15 protein-coding genes, 2 tRNA genes and 1 pseudogene are annotated in these 18,739 nt (G+C 66.4%); 14 read left to right on the plus strand and 4 right to left on the minus strand.

The annotated features are described in order from the left end of the window. The first annotated feature begins 225 nt into the window (after positions 1–225). The 4 genes from B1A87_RS01790 (at position 226) to yidC (ending at position 3,779) form a co-directional block, all read left to right on the plus strand. The gene (locus B1A87_RS01790; protein WP_078027294.1) at positions 226–2,394 is read left to right on the plus strand and encodes a DEAD/DEAH box helicase; all 2,169 of its coding nucleotides are present in this window, start codon (positions 226–228) and stop codon (positions 2,392–2,394) included. A 223-nt stretch (positions 2,395–2,617) separates the two neighbouring features. Continuing rightward, positions 2,618–2,689, plus strand: a tRNA-Thr gene (locus B1A87_RS01795). A gap of 61 nt (positions 2,690–2,750) precedes the next feature. Continuing rightward, positions 2,751–2,824: transfer RNA gene (locus B1A87_RS01800), tRNA-Met, on the plus strand. 127 nt (positions 2,825–2,951) lie between these two features. Continuing rightward, positions 2,952–3,779, plus strand: a complete 828-nt coding sequence (yidC, locus tag B1A87_RS01805) for a membrane protein insertase YidC (protein ID WP_078027293.1) — start codon at positions 2,952–2,954, stop codon at positions 3,777–3,779. Positions 3,780–3,871: 92 nt separating this feature from the next. Here yidC and B1A87_RS01810 read toward each other — a convergent pair whose 3' ends face one another. Next, the gene (locus tag B1A87_RS01810) at positions 3,872–4,594 is read right to left on the minus strand and encodes an HNH endonuclease family protein (protein ID WP_260680594.1); all 723 of its coding nucleotides are present in this window, start codon (positions 4,592–4,594) and stop codon (positions 3,872–3,874) included. A 247-nt stretch (positions 4,595–4,841) separates the two neighbouring features. Here B1A87_RS01810 and B1A87_RS01815 point away from each other — a divergent pair, with 247 nt between their 5' ends. The 3 genes from B1A87_RS01815 to B1A87_RS01825 all read left to right on the plus strand — a co-directional run bounded on the left by B1A87_RS01815 (position 4,842) and on the right by B1A87_RS01825 (position 7,827). Beyond that, entirely contained in the window at positions 4,842–5,402 is a 561-nt protein-coding gene (locus B1A87_RS01815) for a dihydrofolate reductase family protein (protein WP_078027292.1), read from the plus strand. A gap of 66 nt (positions 5,403–5,468) precedes the next feature. After that, entirely contained in the window at positions 5,469–6,128 is a 660-nt protein-coding gene (locus B1A87_RS01820; protein WP_078027340.1) for an NAD(P)H-binding protein, read from the plus strand. A gap of 127 nt (positions 6,129–6,255) precedes the next feature. Then, positions 6,256–7,827, plus strand: coding sequence for a Na+/H+ antiporter (locus tag B1A87_RS01825; RefSeq protein WP_078027291.1), 1,572 nt, complete (start codon positions 6,256–6,258; stop codon positions 7,825–7,827). Between the two features lie 25 nt (positions 7,828–7,852). Here B1A87_RS01825 and B1A87_RS01830 read toward each other — a convergent pair whose 3' ends face one another. Next, on the minus strand, positions 7,853–9,055 hold the full coding sequence (locus tag B1A87_RS01830; protein WP_078027290.1) for an ROK family transcriptional regulator: 1,203 nt from the start codon (positions 9,053–9,055) through the stop codon (positions 7,853–7,855). 250 nt (positions 9,056–9,305) lie between these two features. On the opposite strand from B1A87_RS01830, the gene B1A87_RS22770 reads away from it, so the two are divergent. The 6 genes and pseudogenes from B1A87_RS22770 to B1A87_RS01855 all read left to right on the plus strand — a co-directional run bounded on the left by B1A87_RS22770 (position 9,306) and on the right by B1A87_RS01855 (position 15,429). After that, the gene (locus tag B1A87_RS22770) at positions 9,306–9,446 is read left to right on the plus strand and encodes a hypothetical protein (RefSeq protein ID WP_185982202.1); all 141 of its coding nucleotides are present in this window, start codon (positions 9,306–9,308) and stop codon (positions 9,444–9,446) included. A gap of 67 nt (positions 9,447–9,513) precedes the next feature. Beyond that, a complete protein-coding gene (locus B1A87_RS01835; protein ID WP_144275692.1) occupies positions 9,514–10,671 on the plus strand; it encodes an ABC transporter substrate-binding protein in 1,158 nt (385 codons plus the stop codon). Positions 10,672–10,696: 25 nt separating this feature from the next. Continuing rightward, positions 10,697–11,650, plus strand: a complete 954-nt coding sequence (locus B1A87_RS01840) for a carbohydrate ABC transporter permease (protein WP_078027289.1) — start codon at positions 10,697–10,699, stop codon at positions 11,648–11,650. After that, positions 11,650–12,582, plus strand: a complete 933-nt coding sequence (locus B1A87_RS01845; RefSeq protein WP_078027288.1) for a carbohydrate ABC transporter permease — start codon at positions 11,650–11,652, stop codon at positions 12,580–12,582. The genes B1A87_RS01840 and B1A87_RS01845 overlap by 1 nt, the downstream gene beginning before the upstream one ends. Positions 12,583–12,634: 52 nt before the next feature. Continuing rightward, positions 12,635–14,373, plus strand: a pseudogene (locus B1A87_RS01850) (glycoside hydrolase family 13 protein). 87 nt (positions 14,374–14,460) lie between these two features. Continuing rightward, positions 14,461–15,429, plus strand: coding sequence for an aldo/keto reductase family oxidoreductase (locus B1A87_RS01855; RefSeq protein WP_078027286.1), 969 nt, complete (start codon positions 14,461–14,463; stop codon positions 15,427–15,429). A 104-nt stretch (positions 15,430–15,533) separates the two neighbouring features. Here the strand turns inward: B1A87_RS01855 and B1A87_RS01860 are convergent, their stop codons facing one another. Next, positions 15,534–16,457, minus strand: coding sequence for a TauD/TfdA family dioxygenase (locus B1A87_RS01860; RefSeq protein ID WP_078027285.1), 924 nt, complete (start codon positions 16,455–16,457; stop codon positions 15,534–15,536). A gap of 62 nt (positions 16,458–16,519) precedes the next feature. Next, positions 16,520–17,539, minus strand: coding sequence for an ABC transporter substrate-binding protein (locus tag B1A87_RS01865; protein WP_078027284.1), 1,020 nt, complete (start codon positions 17,537–17,539; stop codon positions 16,520–16,522). 319 nt (positions 17,540–17,858) lie between these two features. On the opposite strand from B1A87_RS01865, the gene B1A87_RS01870 reads away from it, so the two are divergent. Further along, the gene (locus B1A87_RS01870) at positions 17,859–18,722 is read left to right on the plus strand and encodes a CoA ester lyase (RefSeq protein WP_078027283.1); all 864 of its coding nucleotides are present in this window, start codon (positions 17,859–17,861) and stop codon (positions 18,720–18,722) included. The last annotated feature ends 17 nt before the right edge of the window (positions 18,723–18,739 follow it).

Genomic DNA, 18,739 nt, shown 5'->3' on the forward strand with positions numbered 1-18,739 from the left:
AAGCGGGCATTTTCATAGGGAGAGCCGGCTAAAGAAAACGCTGTACAGACTGCTGGGATAGCAGCCAAGAGATGCAGCGGGAAGTCCTGCCACGGGATTGCGAAAGCGCCGGACTTCTACGTGACCGGCCGGTCAATGTATGCCCGGCAACCACGGCACAAGTACTGCGGCTCCGCTCACCTCGGGTTGTGCCGCCTGGCCCCCTATGGATGAGGAAACTTCCCTATGCCCGAAAATCACAACGACGCCATCGAGACCGAAACGGCGACTGCCGACACCGCGACCGTCGAATTCACTGAGGCCGTTGCCCCCGCAGCAGAGCCCACCCCTGCCAAGGCCGAAGAGCCCGCCGAAGCCCAGGCTGAAGAGGCGCCCGCCGCACCCGCAGCCAAGGCTGAGGAAGCCGAAGAAGAAGGCGTGAAGTTCGCCGATCTCGGCATCGACGGCCGCGTCCTCGCCGCCCTGCAGGACGTCGGCTACGAAAAGCCTTCCCCCATCCAGGCAGCAACCATCCCGCTGCTGCTTGAAGGCCGCGACGTCGTGGGCCTCGCCCAGACAGGCACCGGTAAGACTGCAGCATTCGCAGTACCGGCACTGTCCCGCCTGGCCGAGCTCCACGACCTCAACGGCCCGTCCCGCAAGACGCAGGCCCTGGTTCTCGCCCCGACCCGCGAGCTTGCGCTCCAGGTTGCCGAGGCCTTCACCTCCTACGCCAAGCACATCGACGACTTCACCGTCCTCCCGGTCTACGGCGGCTCCGCCTACGGCCCCCAGCTCTCCGGCCTCCGCCGCGGTGCCCAGGTTGTTGTCGGTACCCCCGGCCGTGTAATCGACCACATCGCCAAGGGTTCCCTGGACCTGTCCGAGCTGCAGTACCTCGTGCTGGACGAGGCTGACGAGATGCTCCGCATGGGCTTCGCCGAAGACGTGGAGCAGATCTTCCAGCAGACGCCTTCGGACCGCCAGGTTGCACTGTTCTCCGCAACTATGCCGAGCCAGATCCGCCGGATGTCCAAGCAGTACCTGAACAACCCGGCCGAGATCTCGGTGAAGTCCAAGACCACCACCGGCGCCAACACCCGCCAGCGTTACCTGCAGGTGATGGGCCCGCACAAGCTGGACGCGCTGACCCGCATCCTCGAGGTCGAAGAGTTCGACGGCGTCATCGCCTTCGTGCGCACCAAGATGGCCACCGAGGACCTGGCCGACAAGTTGAGGTCCCGCGGCTTCCAGGCTGCCGCCATCAACGGTGACATCCCGCAGCAGCAGCGCGAACGGACTGTCGAGGCGCTTAAGGAAGGCCGCATCGACATCCTGGTGGCCACCGACGTCGCGGCCCGTGGCCTTGACGTTGAGCGCATCAGCCACGTGATCAACTACGACATCCCGCACGACACCGAGTCCTACGTCCACCGCATCGGCCGCACCGGCCGTGCAGGCCGCAGCGGCGACGCCGTTCTCTTCATGACCCCGCGGGAAAAGTACCTGCTGCGTTCCATCGAGAAGGCCACCCGCCAGCCGGTGGAGCAGATGCACCTGCCCACCGCCGAGACCGTCAACACGCTGCGCCTGGGCAAGTTCGCCGAGCGCATCACGGAGACCCTCGAGTCCGAAGATGTAGCAGCGTTCCGCGACCTGATCGCGTCCTACGAGGAAGAGCACAACGTTCCGGCTGCGGAGATCGCCGCTGCACTGGCCGTCATGGCACAGGGCGGACAGCCTCTCCTGGTCAAGGAACTGCCTGCAGCTCCCGAGTTCCAGAAGCGCGAACGCTCCAAGGACGGCTTCGGCTCCCGCGGCCCGACCCGCACGCTGACCGAGGGCAACGCCACCTACCGGATCGCCGTCGGACGCCGCCAGCGCGTCATGCCGGGCTCCATCGTGGGCGCCATTGCCAACGAAGGCGGCATCTCCTCGGCCCAGATCGGCGGCATCGACATCCGCTCGGACCACTCCCTCGTGGAGCTTCCGGCGGACCTGAGCGCCGATCAGCTCAAGGCCCTGTCCCGCACCCGGATCGGCGGCGAGCTGATCCACCTCGAGCTGGACAACGGCCGCAAGCCGTCCGGTGGCGGCGGCGAGCGCGGCGGTTACCAGGGCAACCGCGGCGGCGACCGTGGCGGTTACTCCGGCGGCGGAGACCGTGGCGGCAACTTCAAGGGCAACGGCGGGTTCAAGAAGGAATTCCGCAAGAGCGACGGCGAGCGTTCCTCCGCTGACCGCGGCGGCCGTTCGTACAGCGACCGTTCGGAGCGCACCGTTGGCGCTGACAGCGGCGCCACCCGCGGCCAGGCCAGCGACTCCCGCTTCGGCGGTCACGGCGACGGCTCACGCAAGCCCCGCCACGGCAACGAAGGCGGACAGGGCGGCTTTAACCGCAAGGGCAAGTGGTAACCACCGGCCCGGGGGAGTAGCTCCCTGGCAGCAGTGTTGAATTGACAGGGATGGACCGGCTTTCGAGCCGGTCCATACCTGTTTAATCCGGTCTCGCGAAGGGCCGAAAAGGGCATTTTCGAGGCCACAAAAATCCTTCCTGTGCAACTGTTTCGGCGGCTCCGGAGGCGCCCTCCCGCCGATTTGTTGAGTGGGAACTCTTCCGGTAGAGTATTTACTCGTTGCCCCCCTAGCTCAGTGGTAGAGCGCGTTCTTGGTAAGAACGAGGTCACCGGATCGATTCCGGTGGGGGGCTCTGAATGAGGGCCTGTGTCAAGGCGGTCTTGACCGGCTTGACACAGGTTTTTCTCATTCGTGGCGGTGTAGCTCAGTTGGTTAGAGCGCACGACTCATAATCGTGAGGTCGGGAGATCGAGCCTCCCCACCGCTACAGAATAAGCCCCCGGAATCCGCAAGGTTCCGGGGGCTTTTCTGTCTTCAGTTCCGCCTGCAACACGGGACCGTGACAAGAACCACGTTTCCCCGTAGCTTGGCAGCACTGGCGAATGGGGATATCAGTGGACCTCTTCGAAACAATCATGTTTCCGTTCAAGTGGCTTGTGTCCGTCATCATGGTGGGCATCCATGAGGGCCTGAGCTTCGCGGGCATGCCGGCGGCAAGCGGCTGGACCTGGACGCTGTCCATCATCGGGCTGGTGCTGGTCATCCGGGCCGCCCTGATTCCCGTGTTCCTGAAGCAGATCAAGGCGCAGCGCCGGATGCGGCTTCTGCAGCCCGACCTGCAGAAGTTGCAGGACAAGTACAAGGGCAAAACCGATCCGCTGTCCCGGCAGGCCATGGCCCAGGAACAGATGGCGCTCTACAAGGAGCACGGCACCAACCCCTTCTCCGCCTGCCTGCCCCTGCTGATCCAGACGCCGTTCTTCTTCGCCCTCTTCCAGGTGCTCTCCGGGATCACCGCAGCCAAAGGCCAGGGCAGGGGCATCGGTGCCATGAGCCGCGACCAGGTGGCGCAGTTCGACGAGGCAAGCATTTTCGGCGCACCGTTGTCGGCCTCGCTGCTGCACGGAGGTGCCGGGGGCAGCCAGGCAGCGGTCACCATCCTGACCATCGTGATGATCCTGACCATGACGGCCGCGCAGTTCGTCACGCAGAAGCACATCATGGCCATGAGCATGCCCGATGACGCCATGGCCAGCCCCTTCATGCGGCAGCAGAAGGTGCTGCTTTACATCCTGCCGATCGTGTTCGGGGTGGGCGGCGTCGTCTTTCCCATAGGCGTCCTGATCTACTGGACCGTTTCCAACCTGTGGACCATGGTGCAGCACCGCGTTGTCACCGGCCCGCCGGCGCCAGGCCACGGTGACGTCCCGCGCCCGGGGTGACCCGCGACGGAGACCAGCCGACGCCCCTAAACCGGCAAGAAAAAGCCCCGCACCGCCGTCGGACGGTGCGGGGCCTTCCTGCAGGACCGGCGTCAGACTTTGGTGACGCTCACCATCACGTTGGGGCATGAATCGGCATACCGGATCAGGGCGGCCTTCTCCACGCTGTCCACGCGCAGGCCCCACCGGATCTTCACGGCGATCCACTGGCCGATGTAGGCGCATTTGTTGGCGGGCGGCATCCACGATTCAGGTCCCCGAGCCTGCTTCGCGGAGTTCAGGGCCGCCGTCTGGGCATTCAGGGAGCGCGCGTCGCCCAGATCGTTGTAGAACGCCACCCGCCGCGCCTGCGACCAGAAGCGCGCCCCGGAGCCCCATGCCTCGTGGACCGGGACCGTGTGGTCGATTTCCACGGCCGTGGCGGAGTAGTGCGTCCGGTTATCCCAGGTGGTCACCCAGCGTGCCGTGCGGACCGTGCACTTCCGGGTGGTGGTGTACGTCGCGGCGGCCTTCGCTTCTTGGAGGAGGACCTCGGCGCGGGTGTTCTGGCAGTCGCGGTTGGCGTCCAGCCACGTGCCGAAGTAGCGGGTCCGGTCGTAGCCTGCGTTGTTTTCGGCCGCGACCGGCAGCGACCGCGCCGCGGTGCGCAGCGTCGCCGAGTAGTAGGTGGCCGCTTCCGCCGGCACGGCGAGGCCGGCGAGGAGAAGTCCCGCGGCCAGGCCCGAGGCGGCGAGGGACCTGCCCAGGGCCGCCCGGCCGAAGAGTGAAGCTAGTGATGCCCGAATCCGGACGTGTTTGAACCGGCCTGACGGCATGATTCCCCCATGTGAGTAATGAAAATCTGATGCGCACTGATTGATGCGAAGACCAGCATGACAGCGGAAAAGCTCGGGAAGCGGGCCCTTGATCAGGTCTTGATCCAAACCTGTGCCAATGCTGCGGAGGGCCATGAGCGGGTGCGCGCCAGCGCCATCCTGTTGCCATCCGGCCATACCGAACCTAGGGTCGGATTTGCGGCTGCCCGCCCGGGAAAAGTCCGCCGCCGAACACAGGAGGGCCGCCATGGCCACGCTGATCTACTCGCTCATCATGTCGCTGGACGGCTTCGTGGCGGACCGCGACGGCGACTTCGACTGGGGCGAACCCGACGCCGAGGTGCACACGTTGGTCAACGAGCTGCTGCGCCCGGTGGGGACCCACCTCTATGGCCGCCGGCTGTACGAGGTGATGGCCGCGTGGGAGGATCCGGACGCCTTCGCCGGGGAGCCGGACTACGTCCAGGATTTCGCGCAGCTGTGGAAGGCGGCCGACAAAGTGGTCTTCTCCCGGACGCTGGCCCAGCCGTCCACCGAACGGACCAAGATTGAGCGCGAGTTCGACGCCGACGCCGTCCGGCGGCTCAAGGCGGAAGCCGGACAGGACCTGATCATCGGCGGTCCGGACCTCGCCGCCTCGGCCATCCGGGCGGGCCTTGTGGACGAGTTCCAGATGTTCGTCTCGCCCTTGGCGGTTGGCGGCGGCAAGAAGTTCTTCCCGGACGACGTCCGGCTCCGGCTCGAACTGCTCGACGAAAGGCGGTTCGGGAACGGTGTGGTCTACCTCCGCTACCGGAACCGGACCTGACGCCTGGCCGCGCCGCGGCGGCGGCGGGACTGGGGCTCCCGGGCAGGCTGGGACACAATGGGTGGCATGACCCGAATCGCTATCATCGGCGGCCACGGCAAAGTGGCCCTCCACCTGTCCGCCCTCCTCACGGAAGAGGGGCGCAGCGTCACGTCCTTCATCCGCAACCCGGACCACACCGCCGACGTCGCGGCCACCGGCGCCTCGCCGTCGGTCCTGGACGTTGAAAACTCGACGACGGCGGAAATCGCCGCCGCGCTCCGGAACCACGACGCCGTGGTCTGGTCCGCCGGTGCTGGGGGAGGGGCCCCGCAGCGCACCTACGCCGTGGACCGCGACGCCGCCATCCGGTCGATGGATGCGGCGGCGGAGGCAGGTGTGGGCCGCTACGTCATGGTGTCGTACTTCGGCGCCGGACCGGACCACGGCGTCCCCGAGGACAACGGCTTCTTCGCTTATGCCGAGGCCAAGGCCGCCGCGGATGAATACCTGCGCGGCACGGGCCTGGACTGGACCATCCTCGGCCCCGGCCAGCTCACCAACGGGCCGGGGAACGGCCTGATCGACGTCAACCCCGATAACTCCTGGCAGGGCGCCGAGACTTCGCGCGCCAATGTGGCGATCGTCGTGGCGGCCGTGCTCGAATTGCCGGGAATCGCCGGCAAGACCATCGAATTCCGGGACGGCACGCTCCCGGTCGCCGCCGCGCTGGAACTCGTGAAGTAGCGGCCGGCGCGGCGGAGGCCAGCCGCCGTCGAAAAGGCCGCACGGTGTTCCCGGTATTGTGGAAAGGCACGGCCTGCGCCCCGTTCACGGGACGGTGCAGGCCCAACACTCCGGGGAAAGTGAGCACATGGACCAGCTGGCACTCATCATCGGACTCCTGCTCGCCACCGTGGTGGCGGTGGGCCTGGGAGACCGACTCCGGCTGCCCTACCCGGTCCTGATGCTCATCCTCGCCGTGGCGCTGACGTTCATCCCAGGCTTTCCGGACCTTGAGATCCCGCCCGAGCTCATCCTGCCGATCTTCCTGCCCCCGCTGCTGTTCGCCACGGCCCAGCGCAGTTCCTGGGCCGTGTTCCGGGTGCGCTGGCGAACGCTCATCATGCTCGCTGTGGCCCTCGTAGTGATCTCCACGGCGGTGGTCGCGGGCGCGGCATGGCTGATGATCCCGGGCATCGGCATCCCGGCCGCCATCGCCCTGGGCGCCATGGTGGCCCCGCCTGACCCCGTGGCCGTCGAATCCGTGGCCGGCCGCGTCCACATGCCGCGGCGCCTCATCACGGTGCTCCAGAGTGAGGGCCTCTTCAACGACGCCGCCGCCATCGTGATCTTCCAGGCCGCAGTGGCCGCCGCGGTGGCCGGCACCAAGCTGGGGTCCGACGTCGTCCTCAAGTTCGTGGTGGGAGCTGCCCTTGCCGTGGTGGTCGGGATCGCCATGGGCTGGCTGACCGCGCTGATCACCAGGCTGGTGCAGTCCATGGTGGCCCGCAGCGCAGTCACCCTCGTGGTGCCGTTCGCCGCCTACATCCTGGCTGAAGAGTTCCACGCATCCGGCGTGATCGCCGTCGTGGTGACGGCGTTGGAGATGCAGCGCCACTCCCGCCCGCAGGATGCCGCCGAACGCGTCACGCGGACGGCCTTCTGGGACGTGGTGGAACTCCTCGTCACCGGGCTGGCCTTCGGCCTCGTGGGGCTGGAAATCCAGGACGTCATCCGCACGGAAGGCTCCGGGATCCTCGGCATGGTGGGCACCGCAGTGGTGGTCTGCATCCTGGTGTTCGCGGTGCGGTTCGGCTGGCTGGGCCTGCTGGCTCTGTCCGCCCGCAAGCGCAAGAACCTGCTGCAGCCCGCGTCCGCCAAGGAGGTCCTCATCCTGACGTGGTGCGGCATGCGCGGCCTCGCCACACTGGCGCTCGCACTGGCACTCCCGCTCACCCTCGCGGACGGCACGCCGTTCCCGGCGCGGGACGAGCTGCTGGTCATAGCCTGCGCCGTGCTGCTCGCCACGCTGGTGCTGCCGGGGCTCACCCTGCCGTGGCTGATGCGGGTCCTGAAGGCCTCCCAGGACGGCACGGAGGAGCGGGACGCGGCCCGCCTCCTGGCCAGGCGAGCCCAGGCGGCCGCGGTGGCTGCGCTCAAGGACCACGAGCTCGTCAAGGAGCTGCCGCCGGAGAAGGTGGCGCTGGTGAAGGAGAAAATGACCCGCCTGCACGCCGAACTCCTGGACGGCAGCCTGCAGAACGAAAGCCTGGCCGAGAAGCGCGAGCGCGGCCGGGAGCTGGCCATCACGGTCCAGACCATCGCCCTGGACGCCGCCCGCCAGGAGGTCGTGGCGGCCCGCAGCGAGTCGGACATGGATCCGGAAGTGGCGGACCGGGTGCTGCGCCAGCTGGACCTGCGCACCATGATCATGCCGGAATGAGTCGGCGGCGGAGGACGGACAGCGCCTAGGCCGGCAGGGACAGCTCCAGGTCCAGGGTGTTCTTCTCCACGTAATCCAGGGCGCACCTGACGGCCCCCACCGTCACGATGGAGTCGCCCAGCGGCGAAACCGCCAGCTTCGGGGCCGTCGCGGTGAACTCCTTGAGGTGACGGGCGATGGGCGCCAGCAAGACGCCCGCCGAGTTGGCCACGGCCCCGCCGATGACCACCAGTTCCGGGTTGATGATCGTGGCGACGGCGCCAATGATCCTTGCCATCCGCTCGGCCAGCCGGTCCAGGATTCCCAGGGCCACGGTGTCTCCCGCGGCGGCGGCCGCGAAGACGTGTTCGGGTTCGACGCCCTCCTTGGCGTGCTCGCGGAGTGACGTCCTCGCTGGTCCGGCCAGCGCCTCCTCCGCCCACTCCCTGGCCAGGGCGGCGATGCCGAACGTGTTTCCCACGCCCTCCACCATGTCGAGGAACGCCAGTTCGCCGGCGCCGCCGCCGATGCCATGCAGCAGGCGCCCGTCGTCGAGCACTCCGGCACCGACACGCTCACTGGCCAGGATGACGACGACGTCGTCCACGCCTTCGGCCGCCCCGCGCCAGCGCTCGCCCAGGGCGGCGAGGTTCGCGTCGTTTTCGAGCAGCACCGTCCACCCGCGGAGCTCCTGAAGCGCGGCCTTAAGCCCGACGTCGAAGAGCCCCCAGAACTGCTGGGCCGCCAGCACGTTTCCCTTGCGGTCCACCGGAGCGGCGATGCCGGCACAGACGGCCAGCACGGAGTCGGGGGAGGCGCCCACGCTGTGCAGGGCCACCATGGCGGTCTTGTCGATCATGGCCACGCGTTCCTCGGCGGTGATCTCGGCCAGCGCGAACGGCTGGCTGGACCGTCCCAGGACCTTGCCGCGGAGATCGGACACCACCACCGTGGCCTTGGAGTAGCCCACGTCCATCCCCAGGACGTAGCCGCCGCGTTCGTTCAGCTCGAACCTGCGGGCCGGCCTGCCCTTTTGGTATCCGCCGAAGGCACGCTGGTTTTCCAGCTCCCGGATCCAGCCCCGATGCATGAGGTCTTCGCACACCGAGATCGCGGTCGCCCGGGTAAGGCCGGTGGCCTGCATGACGTCGGTGACGGTCACGGCCTGGGAGGCGCGCATGAAATCCAGGACAGCCCCGGCGCTCACCCGCCGCAACAGCTGGGGCGTGGCCGCCGTCATCTCGGGCATGGTGTTGACCTCCTTGTGCTTTTCACCACATAATACTTGAGGAACTAAATTTAGATTCTATATAAACTTTGAGCATGGTGGGCCGGACGGCCGCCGACCACCGGCTTTGCCTTCCAGAACCAGACCTTCACCCCTTTTGCAAAGGAGCAACCGTGAACAGCATCCTGAAGCACTGCCCGCCCGGACCACCCCGGCCCCTCCAGCCCAAGCCTTCCCAGTCCCCGCCCCCGCTCACGTCGGTATCCGCCCCGTGAGCGCCGCCGCGCTCAGCGGGAACGCCCTGGTTAGCGGAAATGCCGCGCTCAGCGGGAACGCGCCGGTTGGCAGGCGCGCGCTGCTGAAGTTCGCAGGCCTCGCTGGCTGTCTCTTATACACATCTAGATGTGTATAAGAGACAGCCCTCGCCCGGCTGCGGCGCCGCGCCCAGCACCCAAAACGGCGTGACCACGCTCCGGTTCATGCAGAACAAGCCCGAGGTGGTGGCCTACTTCAACCAGGTCATCAAGGATTTCGAGGCACTGAACCCGGACATCCGGGTCATCCAGGACTTCAACGAAGGCAACTTTGTTCCCGGGCTGGTCCGCAACGATCCGCCGGACGTCGTCACCCGCGGATTCGCACAGGCCACCGCCGACTTCGTCAAGAAAGGCATCTTCGCCGACCTTTCAGGCATGCCGGTGACCGCCACCATCGATCCCAAGATGCAGGAGCTCATCAGCTCCTGGGGCCAGTACAACGGGAACGAGGTCAGCGCCCTGCCCTTCTCGCTGGCGGCAGCCGGGGTCATCTACAACAGGGACATCTTCGAGGCCAAGGGCGTGGCGGTCCCCACCACCTGGGACGAGTTTGTTGCCGCCTGCGAAACGTTCAAGGCAGCAGGCATCGCGCCGATCTACGGCACGTACAAGGATCCCTGGACCCTCGCGCAGGGCATGTTCGACTACGTCGCCGGCGGCTCGCTGGATGTTGCGGACTTCTTCTCGAAGCTCAATGCCAGGGGCGCCGCCATCACAGCTGACGCGCCCGAGTCCTTCGCCAACAACTTCGGCCCGGCGCTGCCAAAGATGCTGCAGCTGGCGTCCTTCGCCCAGAGCGGCGCAGCCAGCAAGAACTACGCAGACGGCAACGCCGCGTTTTCCAAGGGCCAGGCGGCGATGTACCTGCAGGGCCCGTGGGCTCTGTCCCAGCTGGTTGCAGCGAACAAGGGGATCCGGCTCGGAAGCTTCCCCCTGCCGGTGACGAACAACCCGGAGGAGACCAAAGCCCGCGTGAATGTGGACATGGCGCTCTCCATTACCCGCAACACGCCCAACATGGCCGCTGCGCAGCGGTTCGTCAACTATCTCCTGGAGCCGTCGGTGGTCAACACCTACAACGAAAAGAACGCCGCGTTCTCCCCGCTCAAGGACGCTCCCGCCGTCGAAAATCCGCAGATCAGCGGGCTGGGCGCCTCCGTCAAGGAAGCACGCTACTACCAGGGCGCCGGCACCTACTTCCCGCCGTCCGTGCCGCTGAACAACTACGTCCAGTCCTTTGTGTACGGCAAGAACGGCGAACAGTTCCTCACAGCCCTCGACGACGAATGGCGGCGCGTTGCCGAGCGCACCGCCGTCTGACACCCGCCCGACTCCAGGAGCCCCAATGACCGCAACATCCCGGGTGGCCCAGACAGCCCCTCCCGCAGGACGCAACGCACCGACTTCCGCCTCCGCCAAAACCACAACCGTCCGGTCCGGGAACAGAATCGATCCCACGTACTACTGGATGATCGTTCCCGTCCTGGCACTCTTCGCCTTTTTCATCACCCTTCCGGCCCTCGTGGGCGTCTTTTTCAGCCTCACGAACTACGCCGGCTACGGCGACTGGAAGTTCATCGGACTGTCCAACTACGTCAACATCTTCAAGGACCCGGCGGTCCTTCAGTCCTACATCTTCACGTTCGTCTTCGCCCTGGCCACCACCGTGGTGGTCAACGTCGTGGCCCTGGCGATCGCCTTGGGCCTGAACGCCAAGATCAAGTGGCGCACGGGCATCCGCACCGTGTTCTTCATCCCCATGGTGCTGTCGGCCCTGATCGTGTCCTTCGTGTTCAACTACCTGTTCTCCAACACCCTTCCAGTGCTGGCTGAGCGGCTCGGTGTGACGCCGCTCGCCACGAGCATCCTCGCCAACGAGAACCTCGCCTGGCTCGCCATCGTGCTGGTCACGGTGTGGCAGGCGGCCCCCGGCGCCACCATCATCTACCTGGCAGGGCTGCAGAGCGTGCCGTCCGAAGTGTACGAAGCCGCTGACCTCGACGGCGCGGGTAGTTTCCGGCAGTTCATGAGCCTGACCCTGCCGCTGATCCTCGGCTACCTCGTGATCAATGTGATCCTGGGGTTCAAGGGCTTCCTGGGGACCTACGAGATCATCGTGGGACTCACGGGTGGCGGCCCCGGCATGGCAACCCAGTCGGTGGCGATGCGCATCTTCTCCGGCTTTACCGGCGGCGACTACTCCTACCAGATGGCCAACGCCGTCATCTATTTCCTGATCACCCTGCTGATCTCCGTCATCCAGCTGCGCCTCATCCAGCGCCGGGGGGTTTCACTCTAATGACCGCTTCCACACTTTCCGACACCCTGGCCGTAGCCGCGGCTCCCGCACGCAAGGCCGGCCGCTCCGGCCTCTCCGGCGGCCCCCGACGCCCCCGCCGCTCCGGCCGCGAGGGCTACAAGGTCAACTGGTGGCTCACCGCGCTGATGATCGTGGCCTCGCTGACGGTCCTGCTGCCGCTGTACTTCACCGTGGCCATGGCGCTGAAGTCACCGGACCAGATCGGTACGGGAACGGGACTGGCCTGGCCCACGCCGATGAACTGGGAAAACTTCTCGGCGGCCTACGTTTCCACGGACTTCCCGCGGGCGTTCATGTCCACCGCCTTTGTCACAGTGCTGAGCGTCCTCGGTTCGCTGGCCAGCAGTTCGCTTGTGGCCTACGCCATCGCGCGGAACTGGAACCGGAGGTTCTTCCGCGGCTCCTTCATCTACCTGCTCTCGGCCATGTTCATCCCGCTCCCGGTGATCATCCTGCCGCTGATCAAGCAGACCGCACTCCTTGGCCTGGACAACCCGGCCGGCGTCGTGTTCCTGCACGTGCTCGGCGGGATTTCGTTCAACACCCTGCTCTACATCGCCTTCGTCCGCTCCATCCCGGTGGAGCTGGAGGAATCGGCCCGCATGGACGGCGCCACCACGTGGCAGGTGTTCCGCAAGATCATCTTCCCGCTGCTGGCCCCCATGAACGCGACCGTGGGCATCTTCGCCTTCCTCGGCTCCTGGAACGACTTCCTGCTGCCCCAGATGATGATCGCCGACCCCTCCCTCCAGACCCTCCCCGTGGTGCAGATGCTGTTCCAGGGCGAGTTCAACACCAACTACAGCCTCGCGTTCGCGTCCTACCTGATGGCCATGGCCCCCACATTGGTGGTTTACATCCTGGCCCAGCGTTGGGTACTCTCCGGAGTCATGCGCGGGGCCGTTAAATAGACCCATCAACCCAGTCCAGCAACAACCCCAACCACAAGAAAAGGATCATCCCTTGTCCACCACTGCCACACTGGCAACCCTGTCCGATTCCGACCGTCTGGCCGATCCGAACTGGTGGCGTCAGGCATCCGTCTACCAGATCTACCCGCGCAGCTTCGCCGATTCCAACGGGGACGGCCTGGGCGACATCAAGGCCATCACGGCCAAGGTCCCGTACCTGAAATCGCTGGGAATCGACGCCGTCTGGCTCAGCCCGTTCTACCCGTCGGCGCTCGCCGACGGCGGCTACGACGTGGACGACTACCGCGACGTCGACCCCAAGCTGGGCACGCTGGAGGACTTTGACGAGATGGCAGCGGCCCTGCACGCCGCCGGCATCAAGCTCATCGCTGACATCGTCCCCAACCACTCCTCGGACCGGCACGAATGGTTCAAGGAAGCCCTCGCGTCCCCCAAGGGTTCCGCGGCGCGTGACCGCTACATCTTCCGTGACGGCAAGGGCCCGAACGGCGAGTTTCCGCCGTCGGACTGGGACTCGGTCTTCGGCGGACCCGCCTGGGAGCGCATCACCGAACCGGACGGCACCCCCGGCCAGTGGTACATGCACATCTTCGCCAAGGAGCAGCCAGACCTGAACTGGGCCAACCGGGAAATCCGGGACGACTTCCTCAAGACCCTGCGCTTCTGGTCCGACCGCGGCGTGGACGGCTTCCGCGTGGACGTGGCGCACGCCCTGACCAAGGACCTCACCGAACCGCTGCTGTCCAAGCTGGAATTGAGCGCGGCCAACACCGGGACCGACGGTTTCGATGACGGCTCGCACCCGTTCTGGGACCGCGACGAAGTCCACGAGGTCTACACCGAATGGCGCGAGGTCTTCAACGAGTACAACCCGCCGCGCACCGCCGTTGCCGAAGCCTGGGTGCACGCCACCCGGCGGCCGCGCTACGCGAGCCCCGAGGGCCTGGGCCAGGCGTTCAACTTCGACCTCCTGCAGGCCGATTTCGACGCCGAGGAGTTCCGGGAAATCATCGCCCGCAACCTCGCCGAGGCGGCCGCCACCGGTGCGTCCTCCACCTGGGTCTTCTCCAACCACGACGTCGTCCGGCACGCCACGCGCTACGGCCTGCCGAAGACCTCCAAGGCCAAGAAGCACGCCAAGGGCCAGGACGGCAAGGACTGGCTGCTGGCCGGCGGCCCCGAAGAGGACCTGGACGTGGCGCTCGGCGAGCGCCGCGCCCTGTCTCTTATACACATCTAGATGTGTATAAGAGACAGCTGCTGATGCTCGCGGTACCCGGCTCCGCCTACTTGTACCAGGGCGAGGAGCTGGGCCTCCAGGAAGTCGCGGACATCCCCGACGCCGAGCGCCAGGACCCGTCGTTCTTCCGCAACAAGGGCGTCGAAGTAGGCCGTGACGGCTGCCGCGTGCCCCTGCCGTGGAAGGTTGAGGGGACCTCCTTCGGCTTCGGCGACGGCGGGGCCCACCTGCCGCAGCCGGACTGGTTCAGCAAGTACGCCGTCGACGCCCAGGACGGCACCGAAGGCTCCACCCTGGAGCTCTACCGCACGGCCCTGAAGCTGCGCCGGGAACTGCAGTCCGACGAAGAGCTGGAATGGATCGAAACCGGCAACCCGGAGGTCCTGCACTTCAGCCGCCCCGGCGGCTGGCAGTCCGTGACCAACTTCGGCGACACCGCCGTCGAGCTTCCCGCCGGGACCGTGCTGGTCAGCAGCGCCCCGCTGGAAGAGGGCAGGCTGCCCGCCAACACCACGGCCTGGCTGCGCTGACATAACTCAACAACAAGTAAAGGTGGCGGTGCCCGGCCGGGGCGCCGCCACCTGTGCGTCTGCCGCGACTCATGAAAGAGTGAAGCAATGACTGATCACAACGTTCCATCGTCCGCGCAGGAGCTCATCTACGGCTGCATGGGCCTTGGCGGCGGATGGTCCGACGAACCGCATGACGTCCACCACGTGGAGGAGGCCGCTGCCGCCGTCGACGCGGCGCTGGATGCAGGCATCACACTGTTCGACCACGCGGACATCTACCGCCGGGGCAAGTCCGAGGCTGTCTTCGGTGAGGTGCTGGCGTCAACGCCGGGCCTGCGCGAGCGCATCCGGCTGCAGACCAAGTGCGGCATCCGCCTCAACGAGCGCGGACTGGAAACCCACTACGATCTCAGCGGCGATTCGATCATTGAGCGCGTGAACGGCAGCCTCGAGCGCCTGCGCACGGACTACGTGGACGTCCTGATGCTGCACCGCCCGGATCCCCTGATGGACCCGGCCGAGGTGGCGGCCGCCGTCGGGAAGCTCATGGCGGAAGGCAAGGTGCGGGCGCTGGGCGTGTCCAACATGTCCGGCGAGCAGATTGCGTACCTCCAGGACGCCCTGGAGACGCCGGTGGTGGCCAACCAGCTGGAGATGAGCCTGCTGAAGCGGTCCTGGCTCGAGAGCACGGTGCTCGTCAACCACCCGGAATCGGCGGATCACAGCTTCCCCCACGGCACGATCGAATACTGCGCACGGCAGGGGATCACCCTGCAGGCCTACGGCGCAATGGCACGCGGGCACTACACGGGGAATCCGCCCGAACGGCCCACACCTGCCGAGGCCGCCACGGCTGCGCTGCTGGCGGACATGGCGCGGGACAAGGGAACCACGGCCGAAGCCGTGCTGCTGGGGTGGCTCATGCGGCACCCGGCAGGGATCGCGCCGGTCATCGGAACCGCCAATCCGGACCGGATCCGCGCCTGTGCCGGGGCCGCCCGCGCGGCCGAAGCCATGACCCGGGCCGAGTGGTACCAGCTGTGGGTCACGGCCCGGGGAACCAACATCCCTTAACCCCGGCCCGCTCATTCGCCCCGCTTAACCCAACTAGGTCGCAGTAGATGTCGTTATGAGCGTTCAAAACGACATTAACTGCGACCTAGTTGGGCTGGGGGCCGCTAGTTCAGCGGGGCGACTTCCGAATACGTGGAGGAGTCGCCCTTCAGAGCCTGGCTCTGCGTGCCGTCCACGCCCACCGGGATGTCGCCGGCAATCGTGACGCGGTTGAGCTTGCGCGGCTGGCCGTCGTAGTTGTCCGGAGCGTAGTGCTGGGTGATCCGGTTGTCGAAGAGCACCAGCTGGTTGGGCTCCCAGTTGACCCGCACCACGTTCTCGGGCCGGGTGACGTAGGCCTGCAGCAGCCGGATGATGTCCCTGGACTCGGTGTTGGACAGGCCCACGATCCGCAGGCGCTGCGCGAAGCCCCCGATGAACAATCCGCGCTCGCCGGTCAGCGGGTGGACACGCACCACGGGGTGGGCGGTCTCGAACTTGAGCCGGGTGAACTCCTTGCGGCGCTCTTCGGCGTTGGCATGCTCCAGGTTCTTGGGCACCGAGTAGTCATAGTCGTTGGTGTGGATTGCCCAGAGCGTGTCAGCGAAGTTGCGCAGTTCATCCGGCAGGTCGCGGTATGCGGCACCGGAGGACGCGATCAGCGTTTCGCCGCCGTACGCCGGCAGGTCGATGCTGCGCAGGGTGGAGGCCTGCGGCGGGTTGACCACAAACGTGACGTCCGTGTGCCAGTTGTTGGCGGAGCCGTTCTCGCTGTCCACCGGCAGGACGTTTTCCTCGCCCTCTACGGATGCGACCGTGGGGTGGGCCTTCGTGAGTGGTCCGAAGTGGCTGGCGAACTTCACCTGTGCCTCGTCGGTGAGGATGTTGGCTTCCCGGAACACCAGGGCCTTGTGCTCGTTGAGTGCCGCGCGGATCTGGGCGACAGTCTCGGCGGAGAGGTCCCCGCTGAGGTCCAGGCCGCGGATCTCGGCCCCGATGCGGGAGCCCAGCTTGGCGAATTCGAGCTTGGTTTCGGTAATGACGGTCATTGTTCTTCCTTACTGTGGTGGCGCTGGCGGTGGGTTACTGGCGGTGCGTATCTGGCGGTGTGTTAGTTGGAAATGAGTCCGTTGAACTCGTTGGTGTAGAGCTTCTTGGGATCCAGGTCGGACTTGATGATGCCCACCGACTTCAGGTATTCGTTCCAGCGGGTGAAGTCCTCGTCCTTGATTTCGCCCTTGTTGGGGACGCCCACGCTCTTCCAGTACTGCAGGGCGGCGGGGTTCTCATTGCGGCCGCGCTCCTTCAGGATCTTGGTGAAGCGCGCAATCACTTCCTGGCGCGGCGTGGTGCGTTCCCACTCGATGGCTTTCGCGACGCCCGTGGTGAACGTCCGGGTGGTGTTGGGGTTCTGGGCGATGAAGTCTCCCCGGAGCACGTAGGGGCCGCCGGCAAAGCTGCCGAACAGGTCGAAGTCGCTGAAGACGGACCGCAGCCCTCCGTTGGCGATGGCCTTGTCCTGGAGGATGCTGCCCAGTGAGCCTGCATCCACCTGTCCTCGGCGGATAGCTTCCTCGGTGTCGTTGGGCGGCACCACCACGAGCTGGACCTGCTTGATCTCGTCCGCGCTGAGCCCGTTCTTCCTGAGGTAGGTGTTGATCACGGCCTCCGAGTGCGCTCCGAGGGTGTTGACCGCGATCTTCTTGCCGATGAAGTCCCGGGCCGTCCGGATCGGGCTGTCCGCCTTCACGTAGTAGCCGTTGAAGGTCTTGCTGTCTTCGCCGTAGTAGTTGATGACGGCCTTGACCGGTGCCCCGGCCTCGACGAGCTTCACCACGGCACCCGCGAAGGCGCCGCCGAAGTCCGTCTGGCCGGTGGCCGCGGATTGGATGTCCTGCGGGCCGCTGATGGTGTTGCCCACCCAGTTCAGCTTCACATCGCCCAGGTAGCCGAGATCCTGGGCCAGTTCGGGGAGGGTCACGGTGTTGGCCCAGCCCTGGTACCGGAGCTCCTTGACCTCGGTGGCGCCCGGGGCGCCGGTGCCGGCCACCGAGGGGCCACCGCAGCCGGACACCGTCAGGGCGATGACGACGGCGGCCGCAGCACTCAGGATGGTCAGGTGTCGTTTCATGGGGGTTCCTTCGATGGTTGCTTGGCTGGCTCTGTGGCCAGGGTTACTGCCGGCCGCCGCAGCGGCCCGATGGATCGATGTAAGCGCACTTGGCCGGCGCAGGAAAGCGGCCCGGTCACGGCAGGAAACCCTTGGAAATCCGCTGAAATACCGCGCAACGCAGGGTCATGAGGCGCCGTGTTTCGGCCGATGAATCCCCGTGACGGACGGCACGCGGAACGGCCTCCCGCGCCGTAGACTCCCGCTTTTGTTCGTATTGGTCTCCGCCGGGGACCGGTCATCTTCGCCTTAGCAGGTGCAGGCCGGATACGGTAGGTATATGACGTCTTCTTCCACTGCCGAGATCACCCGGCACGAACGCAACATCCCCGCCGAAATCGCCCGTTCGTGGCTACTGGTCAACGCAATGAAAACCGAGCTCTTCGACCAGTCGGCGGTATCCCGCGCGGATTCCATCATTCTGGACATCGAGGACGCGGTGGATCCCTCACAGAAGGACACAGCCCGCGAGAACGTGGTGAACTGGCTGACCGCAGGCGGCCAGGCCTGGGTCCGGATCAACGACGCCATCAGCCCCTTCTGGGCCGATGACCTCGCCGGCCTCCGCGGCACGCCCGGACTGCTCGGCATCATGCTGGCCAAGACCGAATCCGCGGACCAGGTCACCGAGTCCTTCCACCGCATGGACGGCAAGACGCCCGTCATCGCGCTCGTCGAGAGCGCCCTCGGCATCGAGGAAGCCAACAACATTGCCAAGGCGCAGGGCGCGTTCCGGCTCGCCTTCGGGTCCGGCGACTTCCGCCGCGACACGGGCATGGCGGCCACGCCCGAGGCGATGGCCTACCCGCGCGCCAAGCTCGTGGTGGCCAGCCGGGTCGGCAACCTGCCCGGCCCCATCGACGGCCCCACTGTCGGCACCAACCACCCCATCCTGCGCGAGCAGACCGGCATCACGGTGATGATGGGCATGACCGGAAAGCTCTGCCTGGCCATCGACCAGACCAGCGTCATCAACGAGGTCATCAGCCCCACGCCGTCGGATGTCGCCTGGGCCACCGACTTCATGGCCGACTTCGAGGCCAACGGCCGCGTCATCCGCGACGGCTCCGACCTGCCCCGCCTGGGCCGCGCCGAGAAGATCATGAAGCTCGCGGTAGCCTTTGGGGTGCAGCCCGCGCTCTAGCCCGCAGCAGCACCTTC

Source organism: Arthrobacter sp. KBS0703 (assembly GCF_002008315.2).
Lineage (GTDB): Bacteria > Actinomycetota > Actinomycetes > Actinomycetales > Micrococcaceae > Arthrobacter.